Genomic DNA, 26,046 nt, shown 5'->3' on the forward strand with positions numbered 1-26,046 from the left:
CAAGACCCTGGGTGTTCCGCTGTTCCAGGAGCAGCTCATGCAGATGGCGATCGACATCGCCGGGTTCTCGGCGGCGGAGGCCGACGAGCTGCGCCGGGCGATGGGCTCCAAGCGGTCCGCCGACCGCATCGAACGGCTCCGTGAGCGGCTCTACACGGGGATGGCGGCCAGCGGCATCACCGGCGCGCTGGCCGACGACCTGTTCACCAAGCTGTCTGCCTTCGCGAACTTCGGGTTTCCCGAGAGCCACTCGGTGAGCTTCGCGTTCCTGGTGTACGCCAGCTCCTGGATCAAGCTCTACTACCCGGCCGCGTTCTGCGCCGCGTTGCTCAACGCACAGCCGATGGGCTTCTACTCGCCGCAGAGCCTGGTCGCCGACGCCCGCCGCCACGGCGTCGAGGTGCTGCGGCCGGACGTCAACGCCTCCGCGGTCGGGGCGAGTCTGGTCGGCGCGCAACCGCGGGTCCGGCTTGGCCTGTCCGGAGTCCGGCGGGTGGGGGAGAGTCTGGCCCGCCGCATCGTCGAGACGCGGGTGGCGGGCGGCCCCTACGCCGGCATGGCCGATCTCGTCCGCCGGGTCGGACTGTCCGTCGATCAGGTCGAGGCGCTGGCCACCGCGGGGGCGTTCGCCTGCTTCGGGGTGGCGAGGCGCGAGGCGCTGTGGGCGGCCGGCGCCGTGGCACAGGCTCGCCCGGACCGGCTCGACGGGATGGTCTTCGGCGCCGACGTCGCCGCCGTCGCGCCGTACCTGCCGGGGATGACCGGGGTCGAGGAGTCCGTGGCCGACCTCTGGGCGACGGGGATCACGACCGAGGGCTATCCCACCCGGTTCCTCCGGGAGCGGCTCGCCGCCCAGGGGGTGACGGCGGCGGCGGGTCTGCGCGACGCCGAGGCGGGCCGGCGGGTCCTGGTCGCCGGAATCGTCACCCACCGGCAACGGCCGGCGACGGCGGGCGGCACGACCTTCGTCAACCTGGAGGACGAGACGGGCCTGGTGAACGTGATCTGCTCGCCCGGGGTCTGGGCGCGCCATCGGATCGTGGCCCGCACGGCGGTGGCCCTCGTCGTCCGCGGTCGCCTCGAACGGGCCGAGGGGGTGACCAATGTGATCGCCGAGCGGATGTGGCCGCTGCCGGTCGCCGTCACCTCCCGCTCCCGGGACTTCCGATGATCCCTTCGCCTGCTGTTGCACGCAGCGTAGCCGTCGTTCACTATCGGTCATCTCCTGGGNTGTTGCGCGTGACGAAGNAGGTGATCATCGATGGCTCTCNCCGGTTCTGGGTTCCGGCACCACGGCGCGCATCGTGCGGTGCCGTCCGCAGTGGCCCGGCGCAACGCCTGGGTGCTACAGATTCTGGGACTGTCGGTCGGCGGGCTCGCGGTCGGCGTCGCCATCGGCCTCGTCGTGGGCCGCTGACCCGCCCGCGCCCGACCGGGCCGACCGGCGCGGGCGGCTGGGGGGAGGAGGCGATGTCGATGGCCGACCATGTCACTGCCGGCGATGTCACTGCCGGCGATGTCACTGCCGGCGATGTCACTGCCGGCGATGTCACCGGCGGCGATCTGCGGCAGGCCGCGATCTGGCACGGCCTGTGGGCGGTCCTGCCCCGCCCGGCGCAGCCAGCCCCGGCCGACCAGCCCGCGGGCGCCGGGACGGGGGCACCGGGTGAGCCGGGGGTGGGGGCGCGCCGGCCGCTCGTCGTCGACGCCGGCGGAGGCAGCGGTGGCTTCGCCGTGCCGATCGCGGCTGCCGGCTACCCGGTCATCGTGGTGGATCCCTCGCCCGACGCGCTGGCCGCCCTGCACCGGCGCGTCGCCGAGCGGGGGCTCGGCGGGCGGGTCACCTCGATGCAGGGGGACCTGCGTGACCTGACCGGCCTCGTCGGCACCGGGCAGGCCGACCTGCTGCTGTGCCATTCGGTGCTCGATGTCGTGGACGATCCGCAGACCGCGCTCGCGCAGGCGCTGGGGGTGCTGCGGCCGGGGGGTGCGCTCAGCGTCGTCGTGGCCGGTCTCGCCGCCGCGGTCCTCGCCCGCGCGCTGGCCGGGCAGTTCGAGGCCGCCCTTGCGGCACTCGTCGAGGACGCGCCCCCCGTGCACCGGCCGTCCGGCGCGGATCACGGCTCGTCGGAGCTCAGGGAGTCGGCAGCCGGTCGGGCGCCCCGACGGTTCAGCACCGCCGAGGCCGTCGCGCTGGTCCGGGCCGCGGGGGCGGAGGTGCTCGAGGTCCACGGCGTGCGGATCTTCGCGGATCTGGTGCCGGGGGAGCGCCTGCCCGATGCCCTGGCGGCGCGGCGGCTGCTGCGGCTGGAGCTTGCGGCCGCCGGGCGCNAGCCGTTTCGGGCGTTGGCGGCGCAGCTGCACGTCCTTGCCCGCAGTCCGGGCGGCACGGGTCCCCATGAACGCTGAGAGCACGATCCTGCACGTCGACATGGACGCCTTCTTCGCCTCGGTGGAACTTCGCCGCCGCCCCGAGCTCCGCGGCCGACCCATGATCGTGGCGGGGGGNGAACGCGGGGNGGTGCTGTCGGCGACCTACGAGGCCCGGGCGTACGGGGTCCGCAGCGCGATGCCGATGGCGCGGGCGCGGCGCCTGTGCCCCACCGCGGCGGTGGTCGCGCCCGACCACGCCGCGTACCGGGCGGCCTCGGTCGCGATCATGAAGATCTTCCGGGACGTCACCCCGCTGGTCGCACCGCTGTCGGTCGACGAGGCGTTCCTCGACGTCGCCGGCGCGCGGGCGCTGTTCGGGTCGGCGCCGCGGATCGCCGCGGACATCCGCCGGCGGGTGGCGGCCGAGCAGGACCTCACCTGCTCCGTCGGCGTCGCACCGTCGATGTTCGTCGCCAAGATCGCCTCGACCCGGTGCAAGCCGGACGGACTGGCGGTCATCGCCCCCGACGCGGTGCTTGCCTTCCTGCATCCGCTGCCGACCGGGGCGTTGTGGGGCGTCGGCCCGCGGGCGGAGGCCGCCCTGACCCGGCTGGGGCTGCACACGATCGGGGACATCGCGGACACTCCGGTGGACACGCTGCGCCGGGCGCTCGGAGACGCCGTCGGGACCCACCTGCACCGGCTGTCGTGGGGGATCGACGAACGGCGGGTGGATCCCGCCACCACGGAGGTCACCGTCGGCGCCGAGCGCACCTTCGCCACCGACATCACCGAGCCGGCGGCGCTCGCCCGGGAGCTGCTGCGCCTGTCCGGGCGGGTGGCCGGCCAGCTCCGGCTCCGGCACCGGCGCGCCCGGACCATCTCGGTCAAGGTGCGCTACGGCGACTTCCGGACCGTGACTCGCGCTCGCACGCTGCGTGATGGCACCGACGTTTCCCAGGCGNTCTACGCCACGGCGACGGACCTGGTGACGGATCTGGGTCTGCTCGGCGCCGGCCGGGNCGCCGCCGCCGAGGTCATGGCCGTGCGTCTGCTGGGGGTGCGGGCGGGCAACCTCGTCGACGCGGGGGGCGCCAGCAAGCAGCTACGGCTCGGAGAACGGCCCGACGGCTGGGCGGAGCTGGACCGGGTGGCCGACCGGGCGCGTGAGCGGTTCGGTGCGGACGCGGTGGGTCCGGCGGCTCTGCTCGACCACCCCGAGGGACCCCCACCCGCGCCCCCGCCGGGGCCTCCGTGACGATGGTGTGGCCGGGCATGAACGCCGCTGCTTCGGGCACGGGACACGTGAGGTGATTGGCTCGGTTCCAACCGGCATGACGGGTTGCCTACCNCACCCGCCCGCGCATGCCTATTCTTGGTTGTCAGGTTCCGTCTGCCGGGCCTGTAGGTCGTGGGAGGAGCGTCGATGCCGCTCTCGGAGAACGAGCAGCGCCTTCTGGAGCAGATCGAGCGCGCTCTCGTCGAGGATGACCCGAAGTTCGCCAGCACCGTGCGGTCGACGGACCCCCGCACGTACCTGCTGCGCCGGGTGCGCCGCAGTGCGGTGGTCTTCCTGCTGGGGCTCGCCGTCCTGGTGGTCGGCGTGGTGCTCAACCAGGTGCCGCTCACCGTCATCCTCGGCATCCTCGGGTTCCTGATGATGCTGTTCGCCGCGCTGCGCGGAGCCGCCGACCTGCGCCGCATCAGCGGGCGCGACACGGGCGGCCGCCGGCCCGGCGGCCGGGGGCGGTCGAAGGGACGATCCCGGACGAAGGCGCACTTCATGGAGCGGGTCGAGGAGCGCTGGCGGCGCCGCTGGGAGGACCGGCCCTAGCCCCTGGTACTGCATCGGCACAAGCCCCAGCCGCCGCGCCGCCGCGGAACCTCAGCCGTCGTCTGGACGATTTCAGGGGCTGTCCGATTCAGGGGCCGTCCGACGGCGCTGACCCACCGCTGTGCGCCGGCTCCGGGACGCGGACCTCACCATCGTTCACCGCCGCGGGTCGCTGGCCGTCACCGGAGCGGGCCGGTCCGGTGTCGGTGGGGCGGCGCCGCAGGTACCGGCGGAGTCGGCCGGTGGCGCCCTCGCGGGGCGGTTCGTCCGGCTCGCGGCGGCGGAACACCGACGGCGGTGCGAGGCGGGCCATGATCCGTCGGGTGCGCGGGGCGACGGCCCAGAGCGTCCCGGAGGCGATGGCGACGTCCCGCCTCACCTCGGCGTGCGGCGGCGGGGCGGCGAGTTCCGGGGGCGCGTAGCGGGCTCGCTCCTCCGCGGCCGCCAGCCGGGCCAGCGCCTCGCGGGCCTGGGGGTACGACCGGGCGGCCGGCGTCGGGTCGGCTTCGGGATCGGTCGGCTGCGCCGCCGCCTCGGGATCGGCCTGCCGGTCGACCGCCGGATCGGACCGCCGCGCGGGCGCGGGCTCGGCGTCGAGGTAGGCGGTCAGCCGGGCCACTCCGGCCCGCGGTGAGTCGCTGACCCGGATCGTGATGCCGAGATCGGAGGCGACGTCGAGCAGCTCCGCCCAGGCGTCGTGCACCTGGTCGACGCCCTGCGCGCCGGTCCGACCAGGCGCGCCGGCGCCGGCCGTCCCCGCCCCGGCCTCGGGTCGGCCGGCGCGCAGCCGGGCCCGCCGCCGCCGGAACCGGATGATCGCCGGGGTGGCCAGCAGGGCCGCCACGGGCGGAACGGTCGCGCACAGCCAGATCACCCAGGCGGGGATGCCGGGGGAGGTGTCGGTGTCCTGGCCCGCGGTCGGGGAGTGTGTCGCGGTCGGGTCCTCGGGGTTCGCCCCGGCACTGGGCACGGGCATCGGCACCGGTTCGGGCAGCGGCTGGGCGCCGGACTCGCTCTCCTGGCCGGGCGGCGCGGCCGCCCCGTCCGGATCGTCGATGCCGGCGGGCGCGTACGAGGGCGCCGCCGTCGCCCCGTCCGAGCGGCGGGTCGGCTCGAAGCTCACCCAGCCGACCGAGGGGAACCACACCTCGGGCCAGGCGTGCGCCTGCCGGTTCGTGATCAGGTAGCTGCCGTCCGCCTGCTGCTCGCCGGGCACGAAGCCGATGGCGACCCGGGCGGGGAGGCCGAGCAGCCGCACCAGGACGGTCATCGCGGAGGCGAACTGCTCGCAGTAGCCCCGATGCGACTCGAAGAGGAACTCGGCGAGGGCGCCTTCCTGAGTGGTCGGCGCGCCCGTCAGGTCGTAGGTGAACAGCGGCCCGCGCNGGTGCTGCTGGATCGCGTACACCTTCTCGTAGGGGGTGCGCGCGTTGTGAGTGATCGATTCGACGAGCTGACGCAGGCGGGGGTCGAGGTTGTCCGGCAGCGCGGTGTCCACGGCCAGATCGGCGGGGGTCGGCCCGGTCGCGGCCTCCAGCTCGGCCCGGGTCGGGTCCGGCACGGTCGCGTCGACCTGGTAGCGCACGCCCGCGGTCGAGGTCCGGGTGGAGAAGATCGTGCCGGTCGGGGCCGCCAGCCGCCAGTCGCCGGTGAGCCCCTTGATCTTGGTGGGGATGCCGGGGACCGGCAGGTAGAGCTCGTTGAACCGGGTGGTGACGTCGATGGTCGCGCTGACCTGCGCGGTGGTGCCGCCCAGGCGCGGCTTCGGCAGACCCTCGCTGATCCGGTTGTCCCGGGTGGCGTTGAGCGCCCGCAGGGTGAAGAACTGCCCGTCGAAGTTCTCCAGCGCCGTCAGCCGCAGGTATCGCGGGGTCTGCGAGCGCACCCTGAGCAGGGGCACCTCCTTGCTGGCGTGCAACTGCTGGTTCACCGAGACGATCGGCTGCACGACGCTGGCCGAGCTCGGCCCGTCTCCGGCGCCGTAGCCGCCCTTACGCGACACCAGCCCCTCGCCGTCCAGCGACGGCAGGCCGAGCGGCACGGCGACCGCGACGAGCAGCGCCACGAGCGCCACCCCGAGCGCGTTCACGGTGAGCCGGCCGCCGAACGCCTCCCGCTCGCCGGCCCCGTCCCCCCGCCCGCGCCCACGCCCGGCGTCGGACACCGTCCGGCCCCACCGGCCGAAGGCCAACCGACCGTCGAGCAGCAACAGCGCGACGAAGCTCGACGCCCCCAGAAGAAACGGGACGGTGCCAACCCCGCCGGGCAGGATCGCCGCGGACACCGCGTACAGGGCCAGCAGCGGCAGCCCGCCGAGGGCCGGGCGGTCCAACGTCACCACGATCAGATCGACGACCATGACGACGAGGTAGATGCCGATGACGGTCAGGACCACCAGCCCCTGCCGGTGCGGCACCGGCGCCGCCAGTCGGGAGATGTCCGAACTACCGTCGGCGATGAGCGTGNGCAGGGTCCGCACCGTCCCCGCGGTCGGCACCACCCCGAGCAGCGCCGTCCCCCGGGCGCACAACACGGTCACGGTGCCGACGAGCCCGGCGAGGCTGAGCAGGACGGCGGCTGCGACCGGCAGCCGCAGCAACCGGCCGAGCGTCGCGGTCGCCACCGCCACGACGACGGCGATCACGACGGGCCGCATCCACCACAGCGTCCCGTCGAACAGCCGGGACAACGCGCTGGTGGACAGCAGGCAGGCGGCCGCGGCGACGACGGTCGGAACCGGGCGGACGCTCACCGGCCCGCCCGGCGCGGGGGTTGGCCCGCGGTCCGGGTCGCTGCGGTCCGGGTCGCCGCGGCCGGGCCACCGCCCGTGCCCTCGTCCGCGCGGCCGACGCCGGCGAATCCCCCCTGGCCCGCGAGCGCCGTCACCCGCGGCCAGACCGAGGCGAGGCTCATGCCCTGCCGGGCGACGAGGACCGCCCAACCGGCGCGAGTCAGTGTGGTCCGCGCCGCCGCGAGGTCGGCGGCGGCCGCCGGGTGGGGGTGCCAGCTCGTCACGTCGACGAGGACGGCGATCGCGGGGGCCCGGCGCGAGCGCACCGCGGCCAGCGTCGTGATCTGGGCGGGCTCCGTGTGGCCGAGCACGGCGACGAGCAGGCCGCCCCGGTCGCCGCCGGGGCGACGCAGGGCGGCGAGCGCCGGGTGCAGCGACTCGGCGCTGGCCGGGGCGAGCGTGGCCAGCTCGTCGAGCAGCCCGGAGACGGTCGCGCCGGCCGCGGTCGTGACCTGCCCCCGGTCGGTGAGCAGGCGGACCCGATAGCCGCCGCGGACCAGGTGCAGCCCGATCCCGCCGACGGCGCTGACCGCCCATTCGAACGCCGAGGCGGGGCCGGAGTCCGGCCAGGCCCGCGCGCGGGAGTCGAGCAGGATCGCCGCGGCGCCGGTCTGCGGATGCTCCTCGCGCCGGACCATCAGCTCGCCGCTGCGGGCCGTCGTCTTCCAGTGCACCTTGCGCAGGTCGTCGCCGGACCGGTACGGCCGGGTGGTCGTCTCGTCCTCGCCGACGAGGCCGGTGGCCCGGCGCAGCTCGGCGCTCACGCTGGCCGAGGCACGCGGCCGGGCCGGCGGGAGCCGCTCCACGGCGGGCGCGACGATCAGCTCGTCGAGGCTGCGGAAGCTGCGGGACAGCTCGCAGAGCCCGAACGGATCGCCGAGCCGGATCGCCATCGGCCCGATCTGGTAGCGGCCGCGGACCGACGCGCGCAGGGCATAGGAGAGGTCTCGGCTGCCGCCGGGCTCGATTCGGTCGAGCACGAAGCGGGCGCCGCCGCCCAGACCGGAGCCGGTCGTGTCCTCCACCAGCAGCGCCGACGACGGCGAGCGNCTGACGTTCTCCAACTGAATGCGCACGCTCACCCGATCGCCCGCGGTGACCCGGCGCGGTTCGAGCCGGCGCGTGCAGGACAGCCGGTAACGGGTGCGGCAGACGACCGCCGCCGCGAGCACCGGCAGGCTCGCGACGAGCAGCCCGATGCGCAGCAGGTCCTGCTCACCCAGAATGATCGCGGACACGGCGNAGGCCGCCCCCGCGGCGAGGAAGGACCGGCCGCGGACCGTCAGGCCGCGCAGCGCCGCGACAAAGTCCCGCACACGGATCTCTAACGGCCGTGCCGGGCCGGGCGTGCCGTGCCGGGCCGGGGAATGGGGATCCGGTGCAGGACCTCGGTCAGCACGCGGGTGGCGACCTCGGTGGCCGGCTCGCCGGAGAGCATGATCTCCGGGTGCAGCAGCAGGCGGTGCGCCATCACCGGGATGACCATCTCCTGCACGTCGTCGGGCAGGACGAAGGCGCGCTGGTCCAGGGCGGCGCGGGCGCGCGCGGCCCGGATGAGGTGCAGCGCCGCCCGGGGGGACGCCCCGAGCGCGATCTCCGGATGCGCCCTGGTCCCGCCGACGAGGTCGACGATGTAGTGCCNCACCTCGGGAGACACGTGCACGGTGCGTACCAGGGTGATCAGTCGGGCGATCTCGGCGGCGTCGGTGACCGGGGTGATGCTGGTCAGGGGATTGGCGTTGCCGTGGTTGTCGAGCATCGCCATCTCGGCGGCGGGGGAGGGGTAGCCCATCGAGATGCGCGCGGTGAAACGGTCCCGCTGCGCCTCGGGCAGTGCCCGGGTGCCCTCCATCTCCACCGGGTTCTGGGTCGCGATGACCATGAACGGCGACTCCAGCCGATAGGTGACCCCGTCGACGGTGACCTGGTGCTCCTCCATGCACTCCAGCAGTGCGGACTGNGCCTTGGGCTCGGCCCGGTTGATCTCGTCGCCGACGACGATGTTGGCGAACACCGGGCCGGGGCGGAACTCGAAGTCCCGGGTGCCCTGGTTGTAGACGCTGACGCCGGTCACGTCGCTGGGCAGCAGGTCGGGCGTGAACTGGATGCGCCGCACCCGGGCGTCGATGGAGCGGGCGAGGGCCTTGGCAAGCATGGTCTTGCCCACCCCGGGGACGTCCTCGATGAGCAGGTGGCCCTCGGAGAGCAGGACCACCAGTGCGGTGGTGATCGCCTCGGACTNGCCGTCGATGACCGTCTCGACGCGCGCCCGCACCCGGTCGGCGATCTCGGCAAGGTGGNCGATGTCGGCCACCGGGTCACGCCAGTGGAGCAGACCTGGGTCGGTCACCACTAGTTGGCCCCCCTCCGGGTGTCGGGCTTTTGGGCTGCGCGGAGCCGGCCCCGACGAAACCCGTCCCCCTCCCGAGTGTGACATCCACAGCGGCCACGCAGGCCACCGTGGTCAAGGAAACATGCCCGGGAACGGGCCGACGGGTGGGGAGTGNCAGGTTGTGGGCCCCCATCCACCGGGCCCCGGTCGGCGGGTCGGGGGAGTCGCTCGAACCCCCGCAGGTAAGAGACTTTCCTACCAATTTCAGGGGGTTTATACCAGTCCTTGTCGGGGCATCACGCGCGCCTGATGTCGGAGTGGTTTCGGTGGGGTGCCGNGGGGTGTTGAGGGGGTGTCGGGTGGGGGGCAGTGGAGTAGAGTGGCGCGCAGTGGGGGACAGGAGCTCACGGTTGACCGTCGCGGGGTGACCAGGCGCTGTCTTCCTGGCAGTGGCAGGGAGGTCGCCGGTGTTTCTCGGCAGCCACACGCCGCGGGGGGGGGACAAAGGGCGGCTGACCCTGCCCGCGAAGTTCCGCGACGAGTTGGAGGGGGGGCTTGTGATCACGAAGGGGCAGGAACGATGCCTGTACGTCTTCCCGATGGCGGAGTTCACCCGGATCAGCGAGTCCCTGCGCACCGCCCCGGTCACCGCGAAGGCACTGCGTGACTACAGCCGGGTGTTCTTCTCCTCGGCTGCCGACGACGCGCCGGACCGGCAGGGGCGCATCACCATTCCCGCCCCGCTGCGCACCTACGCGGGGCTGACGCGCGACTGCGTCGTCAACGGGGCGAACACCCGGGTCGAGATCTGGGACGCCCAGCGTTGGCAGGCCTACCTGGAAAGCCAGGAGGAGAGCTTTGCCGAGCTGTCCGAGGAGGTCCTGCCCGGAGTTATCTGAGCTGCCCTGGGATCTCGCGATCCGGACGCCCGGAACACGTGTTCCGGCCTGCGCCCGCACCCGCTTCTCCGGCCACCCCTTCCCCGGCGGCCGGCACGGTGGGCAGCGTGCCGGGCTGGTCACCCCCGGCGGTCCCGCGTGCGGATTCCNCCGCACCGGCGGTGCCCGCGTCCTGCGCGGGATGCCGCCGTACCGGACGAGCCCGTCAGCACATCTGAAGACGAGGTCCACGAGCGGTCGAGGGAGGCTCAGCGCTGAACGCCATGCACACGCCTGTGCTGACCGACCGCGTGCTGGAACTGTTGGCCCCCGCCCTGAGTAGGCCGGGGGCCGTGGTGGTGGACGCCACGGTGGGGCTCGGCGGACACGCCGCGGCCCTGCTCGCCGCCTTCCCCGAGGTCCGCGTCGTCGGTCTCGACCGCGATCTCGACGCCCTGGCGCACAGCGGCGAGCGGCTGCGCGCCCTCGCACCCGAGCGGGTGCGACTCGTCCACGCCGTCTACGACGAGATCGGCACGGTTCTCGCCGGCCTCGGCTCCGCGCGGGTCCAGGGCGTCCTGTTCGACCTCGGGGTCTCGTCCCTGCAGCTCGACACCGACGCGCGCGGGTTCGCCTACTCGCGGGACGCGCCGCTGGACATGCGGATGGACGCCACCCGCGGCCTGACGGCCGCCGAGGTCCTCAACACCTACGACGCCGCCGCGCTGGCACGGATCCTGCGGGACTACGGCGAGGAGCGGTTCGCCCGCCGCATCGCGGAGTCGGTCGTCCGGGCCCGTGCCGTCGAGCCGTTCACCACCTCCGCGCGGCTGGTCGACCTCGTCCGCGACGCCATCCCGGCGCCGGCGCGGCGCACCGGCGGCAACCCGGCCAAGCGCACCTTCCAGGCGCTGCGCATCGAGGTCAACTCCGAGCTGGATGTGCTCGCCCGGGCGTTGCCCGCCGCCTTCGACGCGCTGGCCGTCGGTGGCCGGCTCGTCGTGCTGTCCTACCACTCCCTCGAGGACCGACTGGTCAAGCGGGAGCTGCGCGGCTACGCGGAGACGCTGGTGCCGCCGGACATGCCCGTGGTGCCGGCCGGCGCCGAGCCGCGGCTGCGCTGGCTCACCCGTGGTGCCGAACCGGCCGGCNAGGTCGAGAAGGCCGACAACCCGCGGGCGGCGTCCGTGCGGCTGCGGGCCGCCGAACGCACGGCTCCGAACCCGGACCGTACCCAGCCCACCATCGGAGGTGCATCGTGACCGCTCCCGCGCAGCCGCTTTCCCGGGCGGGGCGGAGCGGCGCCGCCCGCGCCGGTGGCCCGCCCCCCGGCGCCCGGGCGGGCCGGGTGCCGGCAGGCGCGGCGGCGCGCACCGCCGCGGCGACGGCTCCGGTCCTCGACCCCCCGCTGCGGCGCGCCCCCGTCCGGACGCGGCTCACGGTGGTCCGCCCGGCGCCGACCGGGGCTCGCAAGGGACCGTTCGTCGTCCTACTGCTGGTCCTGCTCGGCGCCGGCCTGCTCGGTCTGCTGGGGCTCAACCTCGCGCTGATGGAGAACTCGTTCCACGAGAACACCCTGCGTAATCGGGCCTCCGCCCTGGCGGACGAGGAGCAGTCGCTCGCGGTGCGGGCCGATCAGCTCTCCGACCCGGCGGCGCTGGCCGCCCAGGCCAGCCGCCTCGGCCTGGTTCCCGGCGGGGTGCCCGAGTACCTTGCGCCGGGCACCCCCCTGCCGCCGGGGGCCCGGGTGCTGTCCCGGGAGCCGGGCAGCGGTTCGATCCTGGTGATCGTGCCCGCACCGCCAGGCCAGCAGCCTCCGGCCGTCGCGGGCACAGCCGGGTCCGGGACGGGCACGGCGCCGGATGCCGACCCGGGCGCCGCGGCGGCACCCGGCGCGAACACCGGCGCGGCCACCACCGGCGCCGGCGCGGCCACCGGCGCCGCGGCCACCGGCACCGCGGGCACTGCGGCGGCCACCGCGGGCGCGGCCATCGGCGCGGAGACGACCGCGCCCGGCGTCGTGGGCGCCGGCGCGGCCGGGACGAGCACCGCGGCCACCGGCACCAGCGGCGGGGCAACCGGCCCCGCGGCGGCCGGCTCGGCCGTGGGACCGCAGCAGTCGGGCGCGGTCGGCAGCGGTTCGGGCGCCGGGGCGCCGTCGGGCACGGCGACCTCGACCGGCACCGCCGGCGCTGACCGGGGTGGGCCCGCGCGGTGAGCTCCGCCCTCTCCGGCTCACCCCGGCGCGGGCGCGGACGGCTACGGCTGGTGACCCCACCGCCGGCCTCCGTGCACGGCGGACGGTTGCGCCGTGACGACGATCCGGATCGGGGCCCGGCGGACGACGGGGATCACGACGATCCGGGCCGCCCCCGCAGCCCGTCGGGCCTGCGGACCGCCAGGCCCCGCGGCGCCCAGGAGCACCCGCGGGCGCGCCGGGGCGGCAGCGGCGCGGCCCGGGGCGGCACCCGGGGACGAGGCCGGGCGGGTGCCGCCCGCGGGCACGACGGCCGCTACCGCGACCACGAGGCCTTTGACCACGACGCCCGGGACCACGACGCCCGGGACCACGACGCCCGGGACCACGACGCCCGGGACTACGACTACGACGACGCCCTGGACTACGACGACGCCCTGGACCGCGACGCCGCCGTCGACCACGACGGCCTCGGCTACGACGGCCTCGACAGACGCGTTCGGGCGCGCAGCGGTGCCGGGACGGCGGGTCGCCGCGTGTATCGGCCGGGGGCGCTGCCCCGCGGCGCCGGTGCCGGCCGGGGCCGCTATGTCCGGGGCGGCGGGGGTGCGGGCGGTGGTCGTCGGCCACCGCGTCCCCCGGTCCGGCGCAGCTACCGGCTGAGCAGCCCGCGGCGGCGGCTGCGGGTGACGATCGTGTTCATGTGCGCGCTGCTCGGCATCCTCGCGCTGCGCCTGACCCAGCTCCAGGGCTTCTCCGCGTCGACCTACGCGGCGCAGGCCGAGAAGGAGCGGCTGCGCACGATCGTGCTGCCCGCGGTGCGCGGCGCCATCACCGACCGCTCCGGCCACACCCTCGCCCAGCACGTCGAGCTGCGCGCGGTCTACGCGAACCCGACGAACGTCCGGGACGTCGCCGCGACCGCGGCGAAGCTCGCCCCCGTGCTCGACGACAGCGTGCCACGGCTGACGAAGCTGCTGACGGACCCGACCAGGCACATCAAGTTCGTCTACCTGGCCCGCGGCCTGAACCCCGACGTCGCGAAGAAGGTCAGCGCCCTGGAGTTGCACGGTATCGGCATCACCGAGGAACGCGGCCGGACCTACCCGGCCGGTCCGCTGGCGGCCAACGTCGTCGGGTTCATGCGGCGCGGCGACGGGGACGTGCTGGAGGGCGCCGGCGGCCTGGAACTCGAGTACGACAAGGTGCTGCGGGGAACCGACGGCATGCGCGTGCTGGAGGCCAACCCGGAGGGCATCGAGATCCCCTCCGGTCACGGCCGGCAACGCGATCCCGTCCCCGGCTCGGCGCTGCGGCTCACCCTCGACCGCGACATCCAGTGGAACGCCCAGCAGGCCATCGCCAACGCGGTGCGGTCCTCCGAGGCCGACGGCGGCACGGTCGTGGTGATGGACCCCCGCACCGGCGACGTCCTCGCGATGGCCGACGCGCCCGAGTTCGACCCGCGCAACATCACCCCTCGGGACCAGCCGGCGCTGGGCAACCGCTCGACCCGGGACGCCTACGAGCCCGGCAGCGTCAACAAGGTGATCACGATGGCCGCCGCCCTCGATCGCGGCCTCATCACCGCCCAGACGCCGCTGACCGTCCCGCCGTCCATCATCCGCGGTGGGGTGGCCATCAAGGACTCCGAGCCGCACGGCGTCGAGCATCTGACCACCGCCGGGGTGCTGGCCCGCTCCAGCAACATCGGCACCGTGGAGGTCTCCGAGCGGGTCGGACGCGCGGGGATGGAACAGGCGCTGCGCGCCTTCGGCCTGGGCGCGAAGACGGGGCTGGACTTTCCCGGCGAGGGCAGCGGCCTGCTGCCGGCGGCGAAGGACTGGTCGGGCAGCCAGGCCGCGACGATCTCCTACGGGCAGGGTATGTCGGCGACGGCGCTGCAGATGGCGTCGGTCTACGCCACCGTCGCCAACGGCGGGGTGCGGGTCACCCCCCGGCTCGTCGACGCCGTCACCGGCCCGGACAGGACCGTTCAGGTCACCCCGCATCCCCCGGGCCAGCGGGTGATCAGCGCGCAGACCGCGGCGACGCTGAGCCGGATGCTGGAGACGGTCGCGACGAACGAGGGCACCGCGCCGCTTGCCGAGGTCCCCGGCTACCGGGTGGCCGGCAAGACCGGCACGGCGTACCGGCCGGATCCCGTGCACGGTGGCTACCAGGGGTACACCTCGTCGTTCATCGGCTTCGCGCCGGCCGACGACCCGAAGGTCGTCGTCGAGGTCGTCCTGGACAACCCGAAGAAGGGGTACTTCGGCGGTCAGGTCGCCGCGCCGGTGTTCCAGGGCGTGATGAGTTTCGCCCTGACCACCCTCGGTGTGCCGCAGCCGACGACGAAGCCGACGCCGCTCGTCCTCGACCTGGACAAGTAGCACTGCGACCACAGCAGGTAACCCGCCAGACCTGGACAAGCGGTGCGAGAGCGGTCCACCTGCGGCATTCGGGGGACCACCGCCAAGCCCGGGCGCCCCTGCCGATGGCCGAGCTTGCTCCCACTAAGGTCGTCAGCGTGACCCCACCGGCACCCCGACCGGCCGCCCCGACGGCGTGCGGCCTGGCTGATCTGCGCGCGGTGCTCACGGCCGCGCAACTCCCACCGGCGCCGGCCCCGCTGCCCGCCGGCCCTGGTCCGGACGCCGCCGCGCCCGCCGCGCCCGCCGCGCCCGCCGGACCCGGATCGGACGCGGTGGTGCGCGGCGTCACCCACGACTCCCGCCGGGTGGCGCCCGGCGACCTCTACGCGGCCCTGCCGGGCGCGCACGTGCACGGCGCCGACTTCGCCGCCGCCGCGATCGCCCGCGGCGCGGTGGCGGTGCTCACCGACGCCGAGGGCGCGCGGCGCATCGCCGCCGCGGGTGGGCCGGCGGCCGCGCTGCCGGTGCTCGTCAGCGCCGACCCGCGCCGCGACCTCGCCCCGGTGGCGGCCCGCATCCACGGCGATCCGTCGGCGGGGCTGCGCCTGCTCGGTGTCACCGGGACCAACGGCAAGACGACGACCGCGTTCCTCCTCGACGCCGGGCTGCGGGCCGCCGGCCACACCACCGGGCTGATCGGCACGGTGGAGANCCGCATCGCCGGGGACCGGCTGGCCAGCGCCCACACCACCCCGGAGGCCAGCGACCTGCAGGCGCTGCTGGCGACGATGGTCGAACGGGGCGTGGACGCCGCCACCATGGAGGTCTCCAGCCACGCGCTGGCCCAGCACCGGGCGGACGCGCTGCACTTCGCCGGGGCGCTGTTCACCAACCTCAGCCAGGACCATCTCGACTTCCATCCCACGATGGCGGACTACTTCGAGGCGAAGGCGTCGCTGTTCGTTCCCGGCCGGGCGGCGGCCGCGGTGATCGGCGTGGGCGACGAGTGGGGCCGGCGGCTAGCGGCCCGCCGCCCGGACGCGGTCACCTTCGCCGTCGACGGCCCCGCCGACTGGACGGCCCGCGACGTCACCGCCGGCCCCACCGGCAGCGAGCTGCTGGCCGCCGGGCCGGGCGGCGAGCGGGTGGAGCTGTCCGTCCCGCTGCCCGGGGTGTTCAACATCGCCAATGCGCTGGGTGNGTTGGCGCTGCTGGTGGCCGTCGGGGTCGACCCGGCCGCCGCCGCCGCCGGGATCGGTGCGCTGCCCGGCGTGCCGGGCCGGATGGAGCGGGTCGACGCCGGCCAGCCGTTCCTGGCACTGGTCGACTTCGCCCACACCCCGGACGCGGTCACGACGCTGCTGGCGACCGTCCGTCCCCTGGTGAAGGGAAGAATCATCGTCGTGCTCGGCTGCGGCGGGGACCGCGACCGCGGCAAGCGCCCGCTCATGGGCGCCGCCGCGGCCACGCTCGCCGACCTCGCGATCCTCACCAACGACAACCCGCGCTCGGAGGACCCGGCGGACATCCTCGCCGCGATGCTCGCCGGGGTGCCGACCGCCGCGCGCGCGGCGGGCCGGGTGCTGGTCGAACCGGACCGGGCCGCCGCGATCGCCGCGGCCGTCGCCGCCGCCGGCCCGCAGGATGCCGTCGTCGTCGCCGGCAAGGGGCACGAGTCCGGACAGGAACAGGCCGGGGTGGTGACCCCGTTCGACGACCGGGTGGTGCTGCGCGCGGCGCTGGACGCGGCGGCCCGCGGATGATCCCGCTGACCCTCGCCGAGGTCGCCGTGGCGACCGGCGGACGCCTCGACGCGGTCGCCGACCCGGCCGCCGTGGTCGGCGCCGTCGCCGTGGACTCCCGTCAGGTCGGCCCCGGCACGCTGTTCGTCGCCCTGGTCGGCGCCCGCTCCGACGGGCACGACTTCGCCGCCGCGGCGGTGGCCGCGGGGGCGCCGGCGGTGCTCGCCGCCCGGCCGCTCGGCGTGCCGGCGGTCGTCGTGGCCGACCCGTCCGCCGCCCTCGCCGCCCTCGCGGCGCACGTGCGCGACATCGCCCGCGCCACCGTCGTCGCCGTCACCGGCTCGGCGGGCAAGACCACGACCAAGGATCTGCTGGCGGACCTGCTCGCCGAGCTCGGCCCGACCGTGGCCGCGCCCGGGTCGTTCAACAACGAGATCGGCCTGCCGCTGACGCTGCTGCGCACCGAACCGGACACCGCGTTCGTCGTGCTGGAGATGGGCGCGCGCGGCCTCGGGCACATCGCCACGCTGTGCGCGGTGGCCCGCCCGTCCGTCGGGGCGGTGCTCAACGTCGGCAGCGCGCACGTCGGCGAGTACACCGACGGCCGGCTCGGCATCGCCGCGGCCAAGGGGGAGCTCGCCGAGGCCGCCCAGGACGCCGTCATCCTCAACGCCGACGACCCGCTGGTGGCGGCGATGGCGCCGCGGGCGCGTGGCGAGGTCATCACCTTCGGCGAGGACGCCGCGGCGGACGTGCGCGGCGCCGGCGTCCGCGTCGACCCGCTGGGGCACGCCTCGTTCGACCTGCTCGCCGGCGGCGAGCGCCACCGGGTCACCCTCGGCCTCGTCGGCGCGCACCAGGTGCCCAACGCCCTCGCCGCGGCGGCCGTCGCCCTGCGCCTCGGCCTGAGCCCCGCGCGGACCGCGGCGGCGCTCGGCGCGGCGCGGGCGCGCAGCCGCTGGCGGATGGAGGTCACCCGGACCGCCGCCGGGGTCGTCGTCGTCAACGACGCCTACAACGCCAACCCCGAGTCGATGCGCGCCGCCCTGGCGACGCTGGTCGACATGCGCGGGGCGGGCCGGGCGATCGCGGTGCTCGGGGGCATGGGGGAGCTCGGCGACGCCGCCGACGACGCGCACGACGCGCTCGGCCGGCTCGCCGTCCGGCTCGGGATCGACCAGGTGATCGCGGTGGGGCCGGCGGCTCGGCGCATCCACCTCGCGGCGTCGCTGGAGGGTTCCTGGGACGGCGAGTCGAGGTGGGTGGCGGACGCCGACGAGGCGGTGGCGACGGTGGTCGCGCTCGCCCGGCCGGACGACGTCGTGCTGGTCAAGGCCAGCCGGTCCTACGGTCTGGAGCGCGTCGCCGAGGACGTGGTGACGAGGTTCGGCGTGGTCGGCGCCGGGATCGAGGGGGCATGAGAACGGACCGCTGGGTGCACCGGGGCGGACACGCGCGGGTGACACACGCGTGAGAGGCGTTCTTATCGCGGCCATGGTCGCGTTGGTCGTGTCGTTGCTCGGTACGCCCTGGGTGATCAGGTTCTTCCGCCGGCAGGGGTACGGGCAGGAGATCCGCGAGGACGGCCCGTCGAGCCACCTGACCAAACGCGGCACGCCCACCATGGGCGGCACCGTGATCATCGTGGCGACGCTGGTCGGCTACTTCCTCGCCCACCTGGTGACCGGGATCGGCTTCACCGCCTCCGGTCTGCTCGTCCTGCTGGTGATGACCGGACTCGGCATCGTCGGCTTCCTCGACGACTACATCAAGATCCGCAAGCAGCGCAGCCTCGGGCTCACCGCCCGGATGAAGTTCACCGGTCAGGCCGCGGTCGCGCTCGCGTTCGGGCTGCTCGCGGTCCGGTTCAAAAACCACGCCGGGCTGCTGCCGGGGTCGACGTACATCTCGATCGTGCGCGACACCTCCCTGACGGTCGGCATCATCGGCTTCCCCCTGCTGGCCTGGATCATCATCGCCGCGACGTCGAACGCGGTGAACCTCACCGACGGCCTCGACGGCCTCGCCGCCGGCACGTCGGCGATGGTCTTCGGCGCGTACGTGGTCATCTCGTTCTGGCAGTTCGGCAACCTGTGCGAGCCGGGGGACTCGCCCGCCGGCTGCTACGCGGTGCGCGACCCGTTGGACGTGGCGCTGGTCGCGGCGGCGGCGATGGGGGCCTGCTTCGGCTTCCTGTGGTGGAACGCCAGCCCGGCGAAGATCTTCATGGGGGACACCGGCTCGCTCGCCCTCGGCGGCGCGTTCGCCAGCATCGCCATCGTCAGCCGGACCGAGCTGCTGCTCGTCGTCCTCGGCGGCCTGTTCGTCATCGAGACCCTGTCGGTGATGATCCAGGTGGCGTTCTTCAAGGCCACGAAGAAACGTGTGTTCAACATGGCACCGATCCACCATCACTTCGAACTCGCCGAATGGCCCGAGACGACGGTGATCATCCGATTCTGGATCGTCTCCGGCCTCGCCGTGGCCTTCGGGCTCGGCCTGTTCTACGCCGAGTTCCTCTCCCACGGCAATGGCTAGCCCCGCGGAGTCTGCTGGCCCCACGGAGGCGAGCGGCCTCCCGGAGCCGGCGGGGCCGCGGGCCTGGGCGGGGCTGTCGGTACTGGTCGTCGGGGTGGGGGTGTCGGGGCTCGCCGCGGCCCGGGCGCTGCTCGCCCGCGGCGCCCGGGTGCGGGTCGTCGACGCCGGTGACACCGAGCGGCACCGCGCGGCCGCCGCCGACCTGCGGGCGCTCGGGGCCACGGTGGTGCTCGGCGGCCTGCCGGCGGGGCCCGGCGGCGCCGGGCTCGTCGTCACGTCGCCCGGCGTCCCGCCGACCGCGCCGCTGATCACCGGATCGGCGGCGGCGGGGGTGCCGGTGTGGGGGGAGGTCGAGCTCGCCTGGCACTGGCGCGGCGCCACCCGCTGGCTCGCCGTGACCGGCACGAACGGCAAGACCACGACCACCGAGATGCTCGGGGCGATGCTCGCCGCGGGGGGCCGGCGGGCGATCACCGCCGGCAACATCGGCACGCCGATCGTCGAGGCCGTCGCCGCCGAGCCGCCCTACGACACGCTCGCCGTCGAGCTGTCCAGCTTCCAGCTCCACTACACCCACACCGTGGCCCCGCTGGCCGCGGCCGTGCTCAACGTCGCCCCCGACCACCTCGACTGGCACGGCGGCGCGCAGGCCTACGCCGAGGCCAAGGCGCGGATCTGGCGCGATCCGGCGACGATCGCGATCGGCAACGCCGACGACGCGGCGAGCGCCCGGCTGCTCGCCGGGGCGCCGGGGCGCCGGGTGCTGTTCGGCCGGGACCCGGCGGCCCGCCCCGCCCCGGGGCTGACCGTCGAGGCCGGTCACCTCGTCGACCACGCCTTCGGTGGCGGCCGGCTCGTCGCCGTGCGCGACCTGCGGGTCACCGGCCCCCACCTGATCTCCAACGCGCTGGCCGCGGCGGCGCTCGCCCGTGCCGAGGGCGTCGACCCCGCGGCGATCGGCGCGGCGCTTGCCGAGTTCCGCGCCGGGGCCCACCGCAACGCCGAGGTCGCCGTCATCGACGGCGTCCGCTGGGTGGACGACAGCAAGNCGACCAATCCGCACGCCGCCGCCGCCTCGCTGGCCGGCTACCCGTCGGTCGTGTGGATCGCCGGCGGGCTGAACAAGGGCCTCGCCTTCGACGAGCTCGTCCGCGACGCCCGCGGCGTGCTGCGCGGCGCGGTGCTCATCGGCCGCTGCGCCGACGAGATAGCGGTCGCGCTCGCCCGACACGCCCCCGATGTCCCCGTCGAACGGGCCGCCGGCATGGACGATGCGGTGAGGGCCGCGGCGGCACTCGCGCGCGCCGGTGACACGGTGCTGCTCGCGCCGGCCGCGGCCTCGATGGACATGTTCCGCGACTATGCGGCCCGCGGAGACCTGTTCGCCGAGGCGGTGCGCGCACGAGAGGGGTAGCCGTGGCTGGTTCGAGGCCGGTGTCGCCCCCTACCGGGATGCCGGTGCGGCCGATCGCCGCCGGTTCCGGCGGATCCGGCCGATCTGGCCGGACCGGCCGGACCGGCCGGGAGGCTCAGGACCGGGTTGCTCAGGACGACGACGGCCCGGTGGACCGGGAGACCNCCGAGCTGCGGGTGCCGCTGCTCGACCGGCCGTTGGCCTCCTACTACCTGCTGNTGTCCTCGGCCGGTCTGCTGCTGTTGCTCGGCCTGGTCATGGTGCTCTCGGCGTCGAGCGTGCGCTCCTACGCCCTGTTCGGCTCGGCGTACACGCTGTTCATCCGGCAGGCGATCTGGGTGGGCATCGGCCTGCCGATCGTCGTCGCGGCCAGCCGGCTGCCGGTGCGGGTCTTCCGCGCCCTGGCCTACCCGTTGCTGGCCGGGACGGTGCTGCTGCTCATGGCCGTGCTCGTCCCCGGCATCGGCAGCGTGCGCGGGGGTGCCCGGCAGTGGATCGTCGTCGGCCCGATCACCATCCAGCCCAGCGAGCTGGCGAAGATCGCGCTGGTGCTGTGGTGCTCGGATCTGCTGGTGCGCAAGCGGCGGCGGCTGTCCGACCCGAAGCACCTGTTCGTCCCGCTCGTGCCGGTGTTCCTGTTCATCGACCTGCTGNTGCTGCTCGAACCGGACCTCGGCGGCGCGATCTGCGTGACGGTCGTCCCGCTGACCATCCTGTGGGTGATCGGCACCCCGAAGCGCTTCTACGGCGCGGTGATGGGTTCGATGATCCTCGCGGCGACCGTGCTCGCCGTCGTCGAGCCCTACCGGATCCGGCGGCTGCTGTCGTTCACCGACCCCTTCGCCGACGCCAACGGTGACGGCTTCCAGGCCGTCCAGGGCATCTACGCGCTGTCCACGGGCGGCTGGTGGGGCGACGGGCTCGGCGCCTCCCGGGCGAAGTGGCCGGAGCTGCTGCCCGCGGTGCACACCGACTTCATCCTCGCGATCATCGGCGAGGAGCTGGGGCTGGTCGGCAGCCTCGTGGTGGTCGGGCTGTTCGGCGTGCTCGGCTACGCGGGCCTGCGCATCGCCCACCGCTCCGACGACCTGTTCGTCCGGTTGGCCGCCGCCGGCGTCACCGCCTGGATCATCGTCCAGGCGGTGGTGAACATGGGGGCGGTCGTCGGCCTGCTGCCGATCACCGGCGTCACCCTGCCGCTGGTGTCCTTCGGCGGGTCCGCGCTGCTGCCCACCCTCGCCGCGCTGGGGATGCTGCTGTCCTTCGCCCGTTCGGAGCCGGCGGCGGCGAAGTACCTGGCCCGACGGGCCGAGGAACGCCGCGCGGCCCGCGCCGAGCGCGCCGGGGTGCGGCGGCGGCCGCGGCTGCCCGGCCGCCGTGGCCGCCGACCCGACCTGGAGCTCGTGCCCGTCGACGGCCTCGACATAGCACCCGGCACCGGTGGGCGAGCGACCGGTACCGGGCTGTCCGTGGGCCGGCCCGATGTGTCATCGTCTTGACCGATGTTGCGAAGCGTAGTGCTCGCCGGCGGCGGGACAGCCGGCCATGTCGAACCCGCGCTCGCCGTGGCGGACGCCCTGCGCGCCGCCGATCCGCGCGCGCGGCTGACCCTGCTGGGCACGGCCACCGGCCTGGAGGCCCGTCTGGTGCCGGCGCGGGGCTACGAGCTGGCGACGGTGCCGAAGGTGCCGATGCCGCGCCGGCCCACCCCCGCGCTGCTGAAGCTGNCCGTCCGCCTGTTCGACGCGGTGCGCCAGGCGGGCGCGACGCTGGACCGGGTCCGGGCGGACGTCGTCGTCGGCTTCGGCGGCTATGTGTCGGTGCCTGCCTACCTCGCCGCCCGGCGCCGCGGCATCCCGATCGTGGTCCACGAGGCGAACCCGCTGCCCGGGATGGCCAACCGGCTCGGCGCCCGGTTCACCCCGTTCGTCGCCACCTCGTACCCGAGCACCCCACTGCGCGGCGCGACCCTCACCGGGATCCCGCTGCGTGCGGAGATCCTCAGCCTCGACCGCTCACCGGCCGCCGCCCGCGCCGCGCGGGCCCGCTACGGGCTTGACCCGCACCGCCCGACCCTGCTCGTCTTCGGCGGCTCCCAGGGGGCCCGCAGCCTCAACCAGGTCATGACCACGGCCGCGCACTCGCTGGCCACCGCGGGCGTCCAGGTGCTGCACGCGGCCGGACCGAAGAACTTCGAGGAGGTCGCGGCGGCGCTGCCCCGCGGGCTGCCGGCCCCCTACGAGCTGCGGCCCTACCTGGACGACATCATGTCCGCGTATGCCGCCGCCGACATGACGCTGTGCCGCTCCGGCGCGATGACCTGCGCCGAACTCGCCGCGGTGGGCCTGCCGGCGGCCTACGTGCCGCTCCCGCACGGCAACGGCGAGCAGCGTCGCAACGCCCTGCCGACGGTGGAGGCCGGCGGTGGCCTGCTCGTCGAGGACGCCGCCCTCGACGAGGACTGGCTGCTGGCGAACGTGCTGCCGGTGCTCACCTCGGCGGAGAGGCTGGCGAAGATGTCGGCGGCGTGCGCGGGCACCGGCTACCCGCAGGCCGCCGCGGCGATCGTCGCCATGGTCCGCGACGCGGCGGCGACCCGGCGCCGGTCCCGCCCCCGTCACGCCGCCTCCTAGCAGGCCGCCTCCTGGCCAGGCCGCCTCCTGGCCAGGCCGAACCCGGGCAGGGGCGATTGCGGTGCGTTCTGCACGGTCTGCGCTCCAGGAGCGTGCGCAACGCACCGCTTCGCTTCCCGCGCATCGCGACCGGGGCCGTGCCTTCCGTGGACGGGCCGGCCGGACGGGGGCGGCTGGCGGTGGCTGGCGGTGGCGGGGGGTGTCAGCGCAGGGCGGACAGGACGACGACGGGGATCTCGCGCTCGACCTGCTCCTGGTGTCCGCGGATGCCCGGCATCGTCTCCACCAGTGCCTGGTAGAGCCGCTCCCGTTCGGTCCCGGTGGCGGTGGACGCCTGCGCGGCGAACCGGTCGTCCCCGAGCTCGACGGTGACCTTGGGGTTGGCCGTCAGGTTGCGGTACCAGTCCGGATGCCGCGAGGCCGCCATGTTGGACGCGAACACGATGATGCGGTCGTGGCGGCCAGCCCGCCCGTTCCCGCCGGCCTGGTGCTCCTCGTCCGTCGGGATCTCGTCCGTCGGGGCGTCGGCGGGGCTGTCGGCGGGGCTGTCGGCGGCGCTGTCGGTCACGTAACCGAGGGGCGTGGTGTGTTCCCGCCCGCTGTGCCGACCGGTCGTCGTCAGCAGCACGAGCCGGGAGCCGGGCAGCGTCTTCTCCAGTGCTCCGCCGGTGGCTCGGTATTCGGCGATCACGGTCTGGTTGACCGCCCGGATGTCGAAGCCGGGGCTGCGCGGGTCCTGAGTGTCGGACATCTACCTGATCCTCACCGGTCGCCGCCGGCCGTGCCGGCGGTGGGCGTGTTGCGGCAGTCAACCATCGACGCAGCGTCACGGCAGGGAGGATCAGGCCGGGTGCCGCCGCGTCGGCCTCAGCCCGCCGCCGGTTCGTCCAGCGCCGCCAGCAGCCGCGGCCCGACCGTGGTGATCGTCCCGGCGCCCAGGGTGAGCAGCAGGATGCCGCCGGCCTGGGCGGGAACGGGGCCGCTCAGCGTGTCGCGGACGTCCGCGGCGAGCCGGTCGACCAGCTCCGGCCAGGGCACGTAGCCGACCACCGCGGGCCCGACCAGCCGCTCGACCAGGTCCGTCGGGTGCCGGCCGAGGTCGTCGGTCTCCCGGGCGGCGTAGATGTCGGTGACGTAGACCCGATCGGCGTCGGCGAAGGCGGTGGCGAAGCCGTCGAGCAGCGCGGCGAACCGGCTGTAGGTGTGCGGCTGGAGCACGGCCCACAGCGCCCGGCCGTGTGTCCGGGCGCGGGCCGCGGCGAGCGTCAGCCGGATCTCGGTCGGGTGGTGGGCGTAGTCGTCGATGATCTCCAGGCTCCACTCGCCGACCGGATCGGCGACGGCGGTGGCCGGTCCGGTCGGCGAGCGCGAGGCGAGCGCGCCGGCGGGGGCCGGCAGGGCGGCCGCATGGTCGGGGCCGGCCGCGGGGGCCGGCGTCGCCGCCACCGGTGCGTCGACGGCCGGGGGCGCGGCCCGCGGCAGGGCGATGCCGGTCGGCGGCGGCGAGTCCGGCGGCCCGATGGGTGCCGTGGTGGCGGCTGCGGCCGCGGTGGCGGGATCGCGGCGGACGGGTGGGGCGGCTGCGGCGCCTGCGGCGGCCGGGACGGCGGGATCGGGTGTGCCGGCGCGCCAGAAGCCGACGAACTCGAAGCGGCGGGCGGCACCGGTGTAGGTCGCGAGCGTCGCCAGGGTCTGGGCCGGCGCGACGCCCAGCTCGGTGGCGACCGCGAGGACCGCCAGCGCGTTGAGGAGCGAGTGTCGGCCGGGGACCGCCAGGGTCAGGGTGCCGATCTCCTGACCGCCGTGCAGGACGACGGCGCGGGCCGTGTCGTCCCCGGCCACGGTGGCGACGTCCACCGCACGCCAGCGGCGATCCGTCCCGAAGCCGTAGTCGAGCACCGGCGCGGCCGCGGGCGTCCCCTGCCGGTGCAGCTCGGCGAGGACGGCGGCCACCCCCGGATCGTCCCCGCAGACGACCAGCCGGCCGCCGGGACGCACCCGCCGGGCGAACGCGGTGAAGGCGGTCCGGACCGACGCCTCGTCCGGGAAGATGTCCGGGTGCTCCCACTCGACGTTGGTGATCACGGCGATGGTGGGTTCGAGGCCGGCGAACGCGCCGCCGTACTCGTCGGATTCCAGCACGAACAGGTCGCCGGAGCCGGCGAGGGCGTTGCCCCCGAGCTGGGAGACCTCCGCGCCGATGACGGCGGTGGGGTCGAGCCCGGCCGCGCGCAGCACCAGGGTCAACATCGCCGACGTGGTCGACTTGCCGTGCGAGCCGGCCACAGCGACCAGCCGGTAACCCGCGGTCAGCTCCGGTAGCCACTCGGACCGGCGGCGGACCGCCAGGCCCAGCGACCGGGCGGCGACGATCTCGGGGTGATCCTCGGCGAGGGCGCTGGAGGCGACCACGACATCCACGCCGGCGAGCTCGGCGGCGATCTTCTCCGCGGCCGGCGCGGGCCCGACGCGGACGGGCACCCCGCGAGCGCGCAGGGTCGCCACGCGGGGGGAGTCCTCCGCGTCGCTGCCGCTGACCTTCCCGCCACCGGCGAGGTGGATCTGGGCCAGCGGCGACAGGCCGGAGCCGCCGATGCCGAGGAAATGGACGTGCTGGGTGCGCTGACGGGTCACGCAGGCAGTACACCATCACGCCCCCGCCCCGCCACGCTCCCCCTTGATCGCGCCCCCGCGAACCGTCCGGGCACCCCCGCGAATCGCCGAGGCCGAGGTCTGCCATCCCAGGAGGGTCGCCGAAGGTGATCTGACGGGAGAGGGCTGCCGCAGGGGGCCAGGGGCCTCCGCGCATCGCCGAAGGCGATGCGCGGGGAAGGCTGTGACGAAGCGGACGTGCCAGGAAGGGACGTGACGCGCCGACAGCTTCCTTGACCACCGACGTAGCCGTGCCTACTGTCCGATCCACAGTCGGAAGTTGACAT

The 26,046-nt window shown here is 75.1% G+C and carries 16 protein-coding genes and 16 pseudogenes; 23 read left to right on the top strand and 9 right to left on the bottom strand.

The window, feature by feature from the left end; translation table 11 throughout:
• The 7 genes and pseudogenes from UK94_RS68260 to UK94_RS28195 form a co-directional block, all read left to right on the top strand.
• Positions 1 to 1,171 (top strand): annotated as a pseudogene (locus UK94_RS68260) (error-prone DNA polymerase); the annotation flags it as partial.
• 305 nt (positions 1,172 to 1,476) lie between these two features.
• Positions 1,477 to 2,331, top strand: an 855-nt coding sequence (locus tag UK94_RS28185) for a methyltransferase domain-containing protein (protein WP_235490327.1), incomplete at its 3' end; no start/stop codon positions are given.
• Between the two features lie 67 nt (positions 2,332 to 2,398).
• A partial coding sequence (locus UK94_RS68265) for a hypothetical protein (RefSeq protein WP_268761691.1) occupies positions 2,399 to 2,508 on the top strand: 110 nt, incomplete at its 3' end.
• A gap of 12 nt (positions 2,509 to 2,520) precedes the next feature.
• Positions 2,521 to 3,337, top strand: a pseudogene (gene dinB, locus UK94_RS28190) (DNA polymerase IV); the annotation flags it as partial.
• A gap of 1 nt (position 3,338) precedes the next feature.
• Positions 3,339 to 3,395 (top strand): annotated as a pseudogene (locus UK94_RS68270) (hypothetical protein); the annotation flags it as partial.
• A gap of 1 nt (position 3,396) precedes the next feature.
• Positions 3,397 to 3,631, top strand: a pseudogene (locus UK94_RS68275) (DNA polymerase IV); the annotation flags it as partial.
• Between the two features lie 168 nt (positions 3,632 to 3,799).
• Complete coding sequence (locus UK94_RS28195) at positions 3,800 to 4,207, top strand: DUF3040 domain-containing protein (protein ID WP_041939071.1); 408 nt, start codon at positions 3,800 to 3,802, stop codon at positions 4,205 to 4,207.
• Between the two features lie 88 nt (positions 4,208 to 4,295).
• Here the strand turns inward: UK94_RS28195 and UK94_RS68280 are convergent.
• The 7 genes and pseudogenes from UK94_RS68280 to UK94_RS68310 all read right to left on the bottom strand — a co-directional run.
• Positions 4,296 to 5,592: transglutaminase domain-containing protein (locus tag UK94_RS68280; RefSeq protein ID WP_313949609.1), on the bottom strand; the 1,297-nt coding region annotated here is incomplete at its 5' end.
• A gap of 1 nt (position 5,593) precedes the next feature.
• A pseudogene (locus UK94_RS68285) lies at positions 5,594 to 6,672 on the bottom strand (transglutaminaseTgpA domain-containing protein); the annotation flags it as partial.
• 1 nt (position 6,673) lies between these two features.
• Positions 6,674 to 6,959 (bottom strand): annotated as a pseudogene (locus UK94_RS68290) (transglutaminase domain-containing protein); the annotation flags it as partial.
• The coding region (locus UK94_RS28205) for a DUF58 domain-containing protein (RefSeq protein WP_235490329.1) at positions 6,956 to 8,047 on the bottom strand (1,092 nt) is incomplete at its 5' end. The pseudogene UK94_RS68290 and the gene UK94_RS28205, both read right to left, overlap by 4 nt.
• Positions 8,048 to 8,322: 275 nt before the next feature.
• A pseudogene (locus UK94_RS68300) lies at positions 8,323 to 8,639 on the bottom strand (ATPase); the annotation flags it as partial.
• A gap of 1 nt (position 8,640) precedes the next feature.
• Positions 8,641 to 8,958: pseudogene (locus UK94_RS68305) on the bottom strand (AAA family ATPase); the annotation flags it as partial.
• Position 8,959: 1 nt separating this feature from the next.
• A pseudogene (locus tag UK94_RS68310) lies at positions 8,960 to 9,239 on the bottom strand (AAA family ATPase); the annotation flags it as partial.
• 558 nt (positions 9,240 to 9,797) lie between these two features.
• On the opposite strand from UK94_RS68310, the gene mraZ reads away from it, so the two are divergent.
• The 16 genes and pseudogenes from mraZ to UK94_RS28260 form a co-directional block, all read left to right on the top strand.
• Positions 9,798 to 10,229 carry a division/cell wall cluster transcriptional repressor MraZ gene (mraZ, locus tag UK94_RS28215; RefSeq protein ID WP_055752231.1) on the top strand — a complete coding sequence of 144 codons (432 nt, stop codon included), beginning with the start codon at positions 9,798 to 9,800 and terminating at the stop codon, positions 10,227 to 10,229.
• 263 nt (positions 10,230 to 10,492) lie between these two features.
• Positions 10,493 to 11,359: 16S rRNA (cytosine(1402)-N(4))-methyltransferase RsmH (gene rsmH, locus UK94_RS28220; protein WP_235490331.1), on the top strand; the 867-nt coding region annotated here is incomplete at its 3' end.
• Between the two features lies 1 nt (position 11,360).
• Positions 11,361 to 11,470: pseudogene (locus tag UK94_RS68315) on the top strand (16S rRNA (cytosine(1402)-N(4))-methyltransferase); the annotation flags it as partial.
• Complete coding sequence (locus UK94_RS34160) at positions 11,467 to 12,426, top strand: hypothetical protein (RefSeq protein WP_011603354.1); 960 nt, start codon at positions 11,467 to 11,469, stop codon at positions 12,424 to 12,426. The pseudogene UK94_RS68315 and the gene UK94_RS34160, both read left to right, overlap by 4 nt.
• A complete protein-coding gene (locus UK94_RS28230) occupies positions 12,423 to 14,798 on the top strand; it encodes a penicillin-binding protein 2 (protein ID WP_011603355.1) in 2,376 nt (791 codons plus the stop codon). The genes UK94_RS34160 and UK94_RS28230 overlap by 4 nt, the downstream gene beginning before the upstream one ends.
• A 104-nt stretch (positions 14,799 to 14,902) precedes the next feature.
• A partial coding sequence (locus tag UK94_RS68320) for a Mur ligase domain-containing protein (RefSeq protein WP_235490333.1) occupies positions 14,903 to 15,491 on the top strand: 589 nt, incomplete at its 3' end.
• A gap of 1 nt (position 15,492) precedes the next feature.
• Positions 15,493 to 15,980 (top strand): annotated as a pseudogene (locus UK94_RS68325) (Mur ligase family protein); the annotation flags it as partial.
• A 1-nt stretch (position 15,981) separates the two neighbouring features.
• Positions 15,982 to 16,543 (top strand): annotated as a pseudogene (locus UK94_RS68330) (cyanophycin synthetase); the annotation flags it as partial.
• Positions 16,540 to 17,943: a UDP-N-acetylmuramoyl-tripeptide--D-alanyl-D-alanine ligase gene (murF, locus tag UK94_RS28240; RefSeq protein ID WP_011603357.1), complete on the top strand. Its 1,404-nt coding sequence runs from the start codon at positions 16,540 to 16,542 to the stop codon at positions 17,941 to 17,943. The pseudogene UK94_RS68330 and the gene murF, both read left to right, overlap by 4 nt.
• Before the next feature lie 49 nt (positions 17,944 to 17,992).
• A complete protein-coding gene (mraY, locus tag UK94_RS28245) occupies positions 17,993 to 19,060 on the top strand; it encodes a phospho-N-acetylmuramoyl-pentapeptide-transferase (protein WP_011603358.1) in 1,068 nt (355 codons plus the stop codon).
• A partial coding sequence (gene murD, locus UK94_RS28250) for a UDP-N-acetylmuramoyl-L-alanine--D-glutamate ligase (protein WP_235490337.1) occupies positions 19,053 to 20,108 on the top strand: 1,056 nt, incomplete at its 3' end. The genes mraY and murD, both read left to right, overlap by 8 nt.
• Before the next feature lies 1 nt (position 20,109).
• A pseudogene (locus UK94_RS68335) lies at positions 20,110 to 20,474 on the top strand (UDP-N-acetylmuramoyl-L-alanine--D-glutamate ligase); the annotation flags it as partial.
• Between the two features lie 219 nt (positions 20,475 to 20,693).
• Positions 20,694 to 21,127: pseudogene (locus tag UK94_RS68340) on the top strand (FtsW/RodA/SpoVE family cell cycle protein); the annotation flags it as partial.
• Between the two features lies 1 nt (position 21,128).
• Positions 21,129 to 21,973 (top strand): annotated as a pseudogene (locus UK94_RS68345) (FtsW/RodA/SpoVE family cell cycle protein); the annotation flags it as partial.
• A 3-nt stretch (positions 21,974 to 21,976) separates the two neighbouring features.
• Positions 21,977 to 22,201 (top strand): glycosyltransferase (locus tag UK94_RS68350; RefSeq protein ID WP_235490339.1); only part of this gene is annotated, 225 nt, incomplete at its 3' end.
• Between the two features lies 1 nt (position 22,202).
• Positions 22,203 to 23,107, top strand: a pseudogene (locus tag UK94_RS28260) (UDP-N-acetylglucosamine--N-acetylmuramyl-(pentapeptide) pyrophosphoryl-undecaprenol N-acetylglucosamine transferase); the annotation flags it as partial.
• 202 nt (positions 23,108 to 23,309) lie between these two features.
• On the opposite strand, the gene UK94_RS28265 reads toward UK94_RS28260, so the two are convergent.
• Positions 23,310 to 23,858 (bottom strand): nitroreductase/quinone reductase family protein, encoded by a 549-nt coding sequence (locus UK94_RS28265; protein WP_055752220.1) that lies wholly within the window; start codon positions 23,856 to 23,858, stop codon positions 23,310 to 23,312.
• Positions 23,859 to 23,974: 116 nt separating this feature from the next.
• Complete coding sequence (murC, locus tag UK94_RS68355; RefSeq protein WP_011603363.1) at positions 23,975 to 25,741, bottom strand: UDP-N-acetylmuramate--L-alanine ligase; 1,767 nt, start codon at positions 25,739 to 25,741, stop codon at positions 23,975 to 23,977.
• Positions 25,742 to 26,046 lie beyond the last annotated feature (305 nt).

The sequence above is a fragment of the Frankia sp. AvcI1 genome (assembly GCF_001420875.1).
GTDB lineage: Bacteria > Actinomycetota > Actinomycetes > Frankiales > Frankiaceae > Frankia > Frankia alni.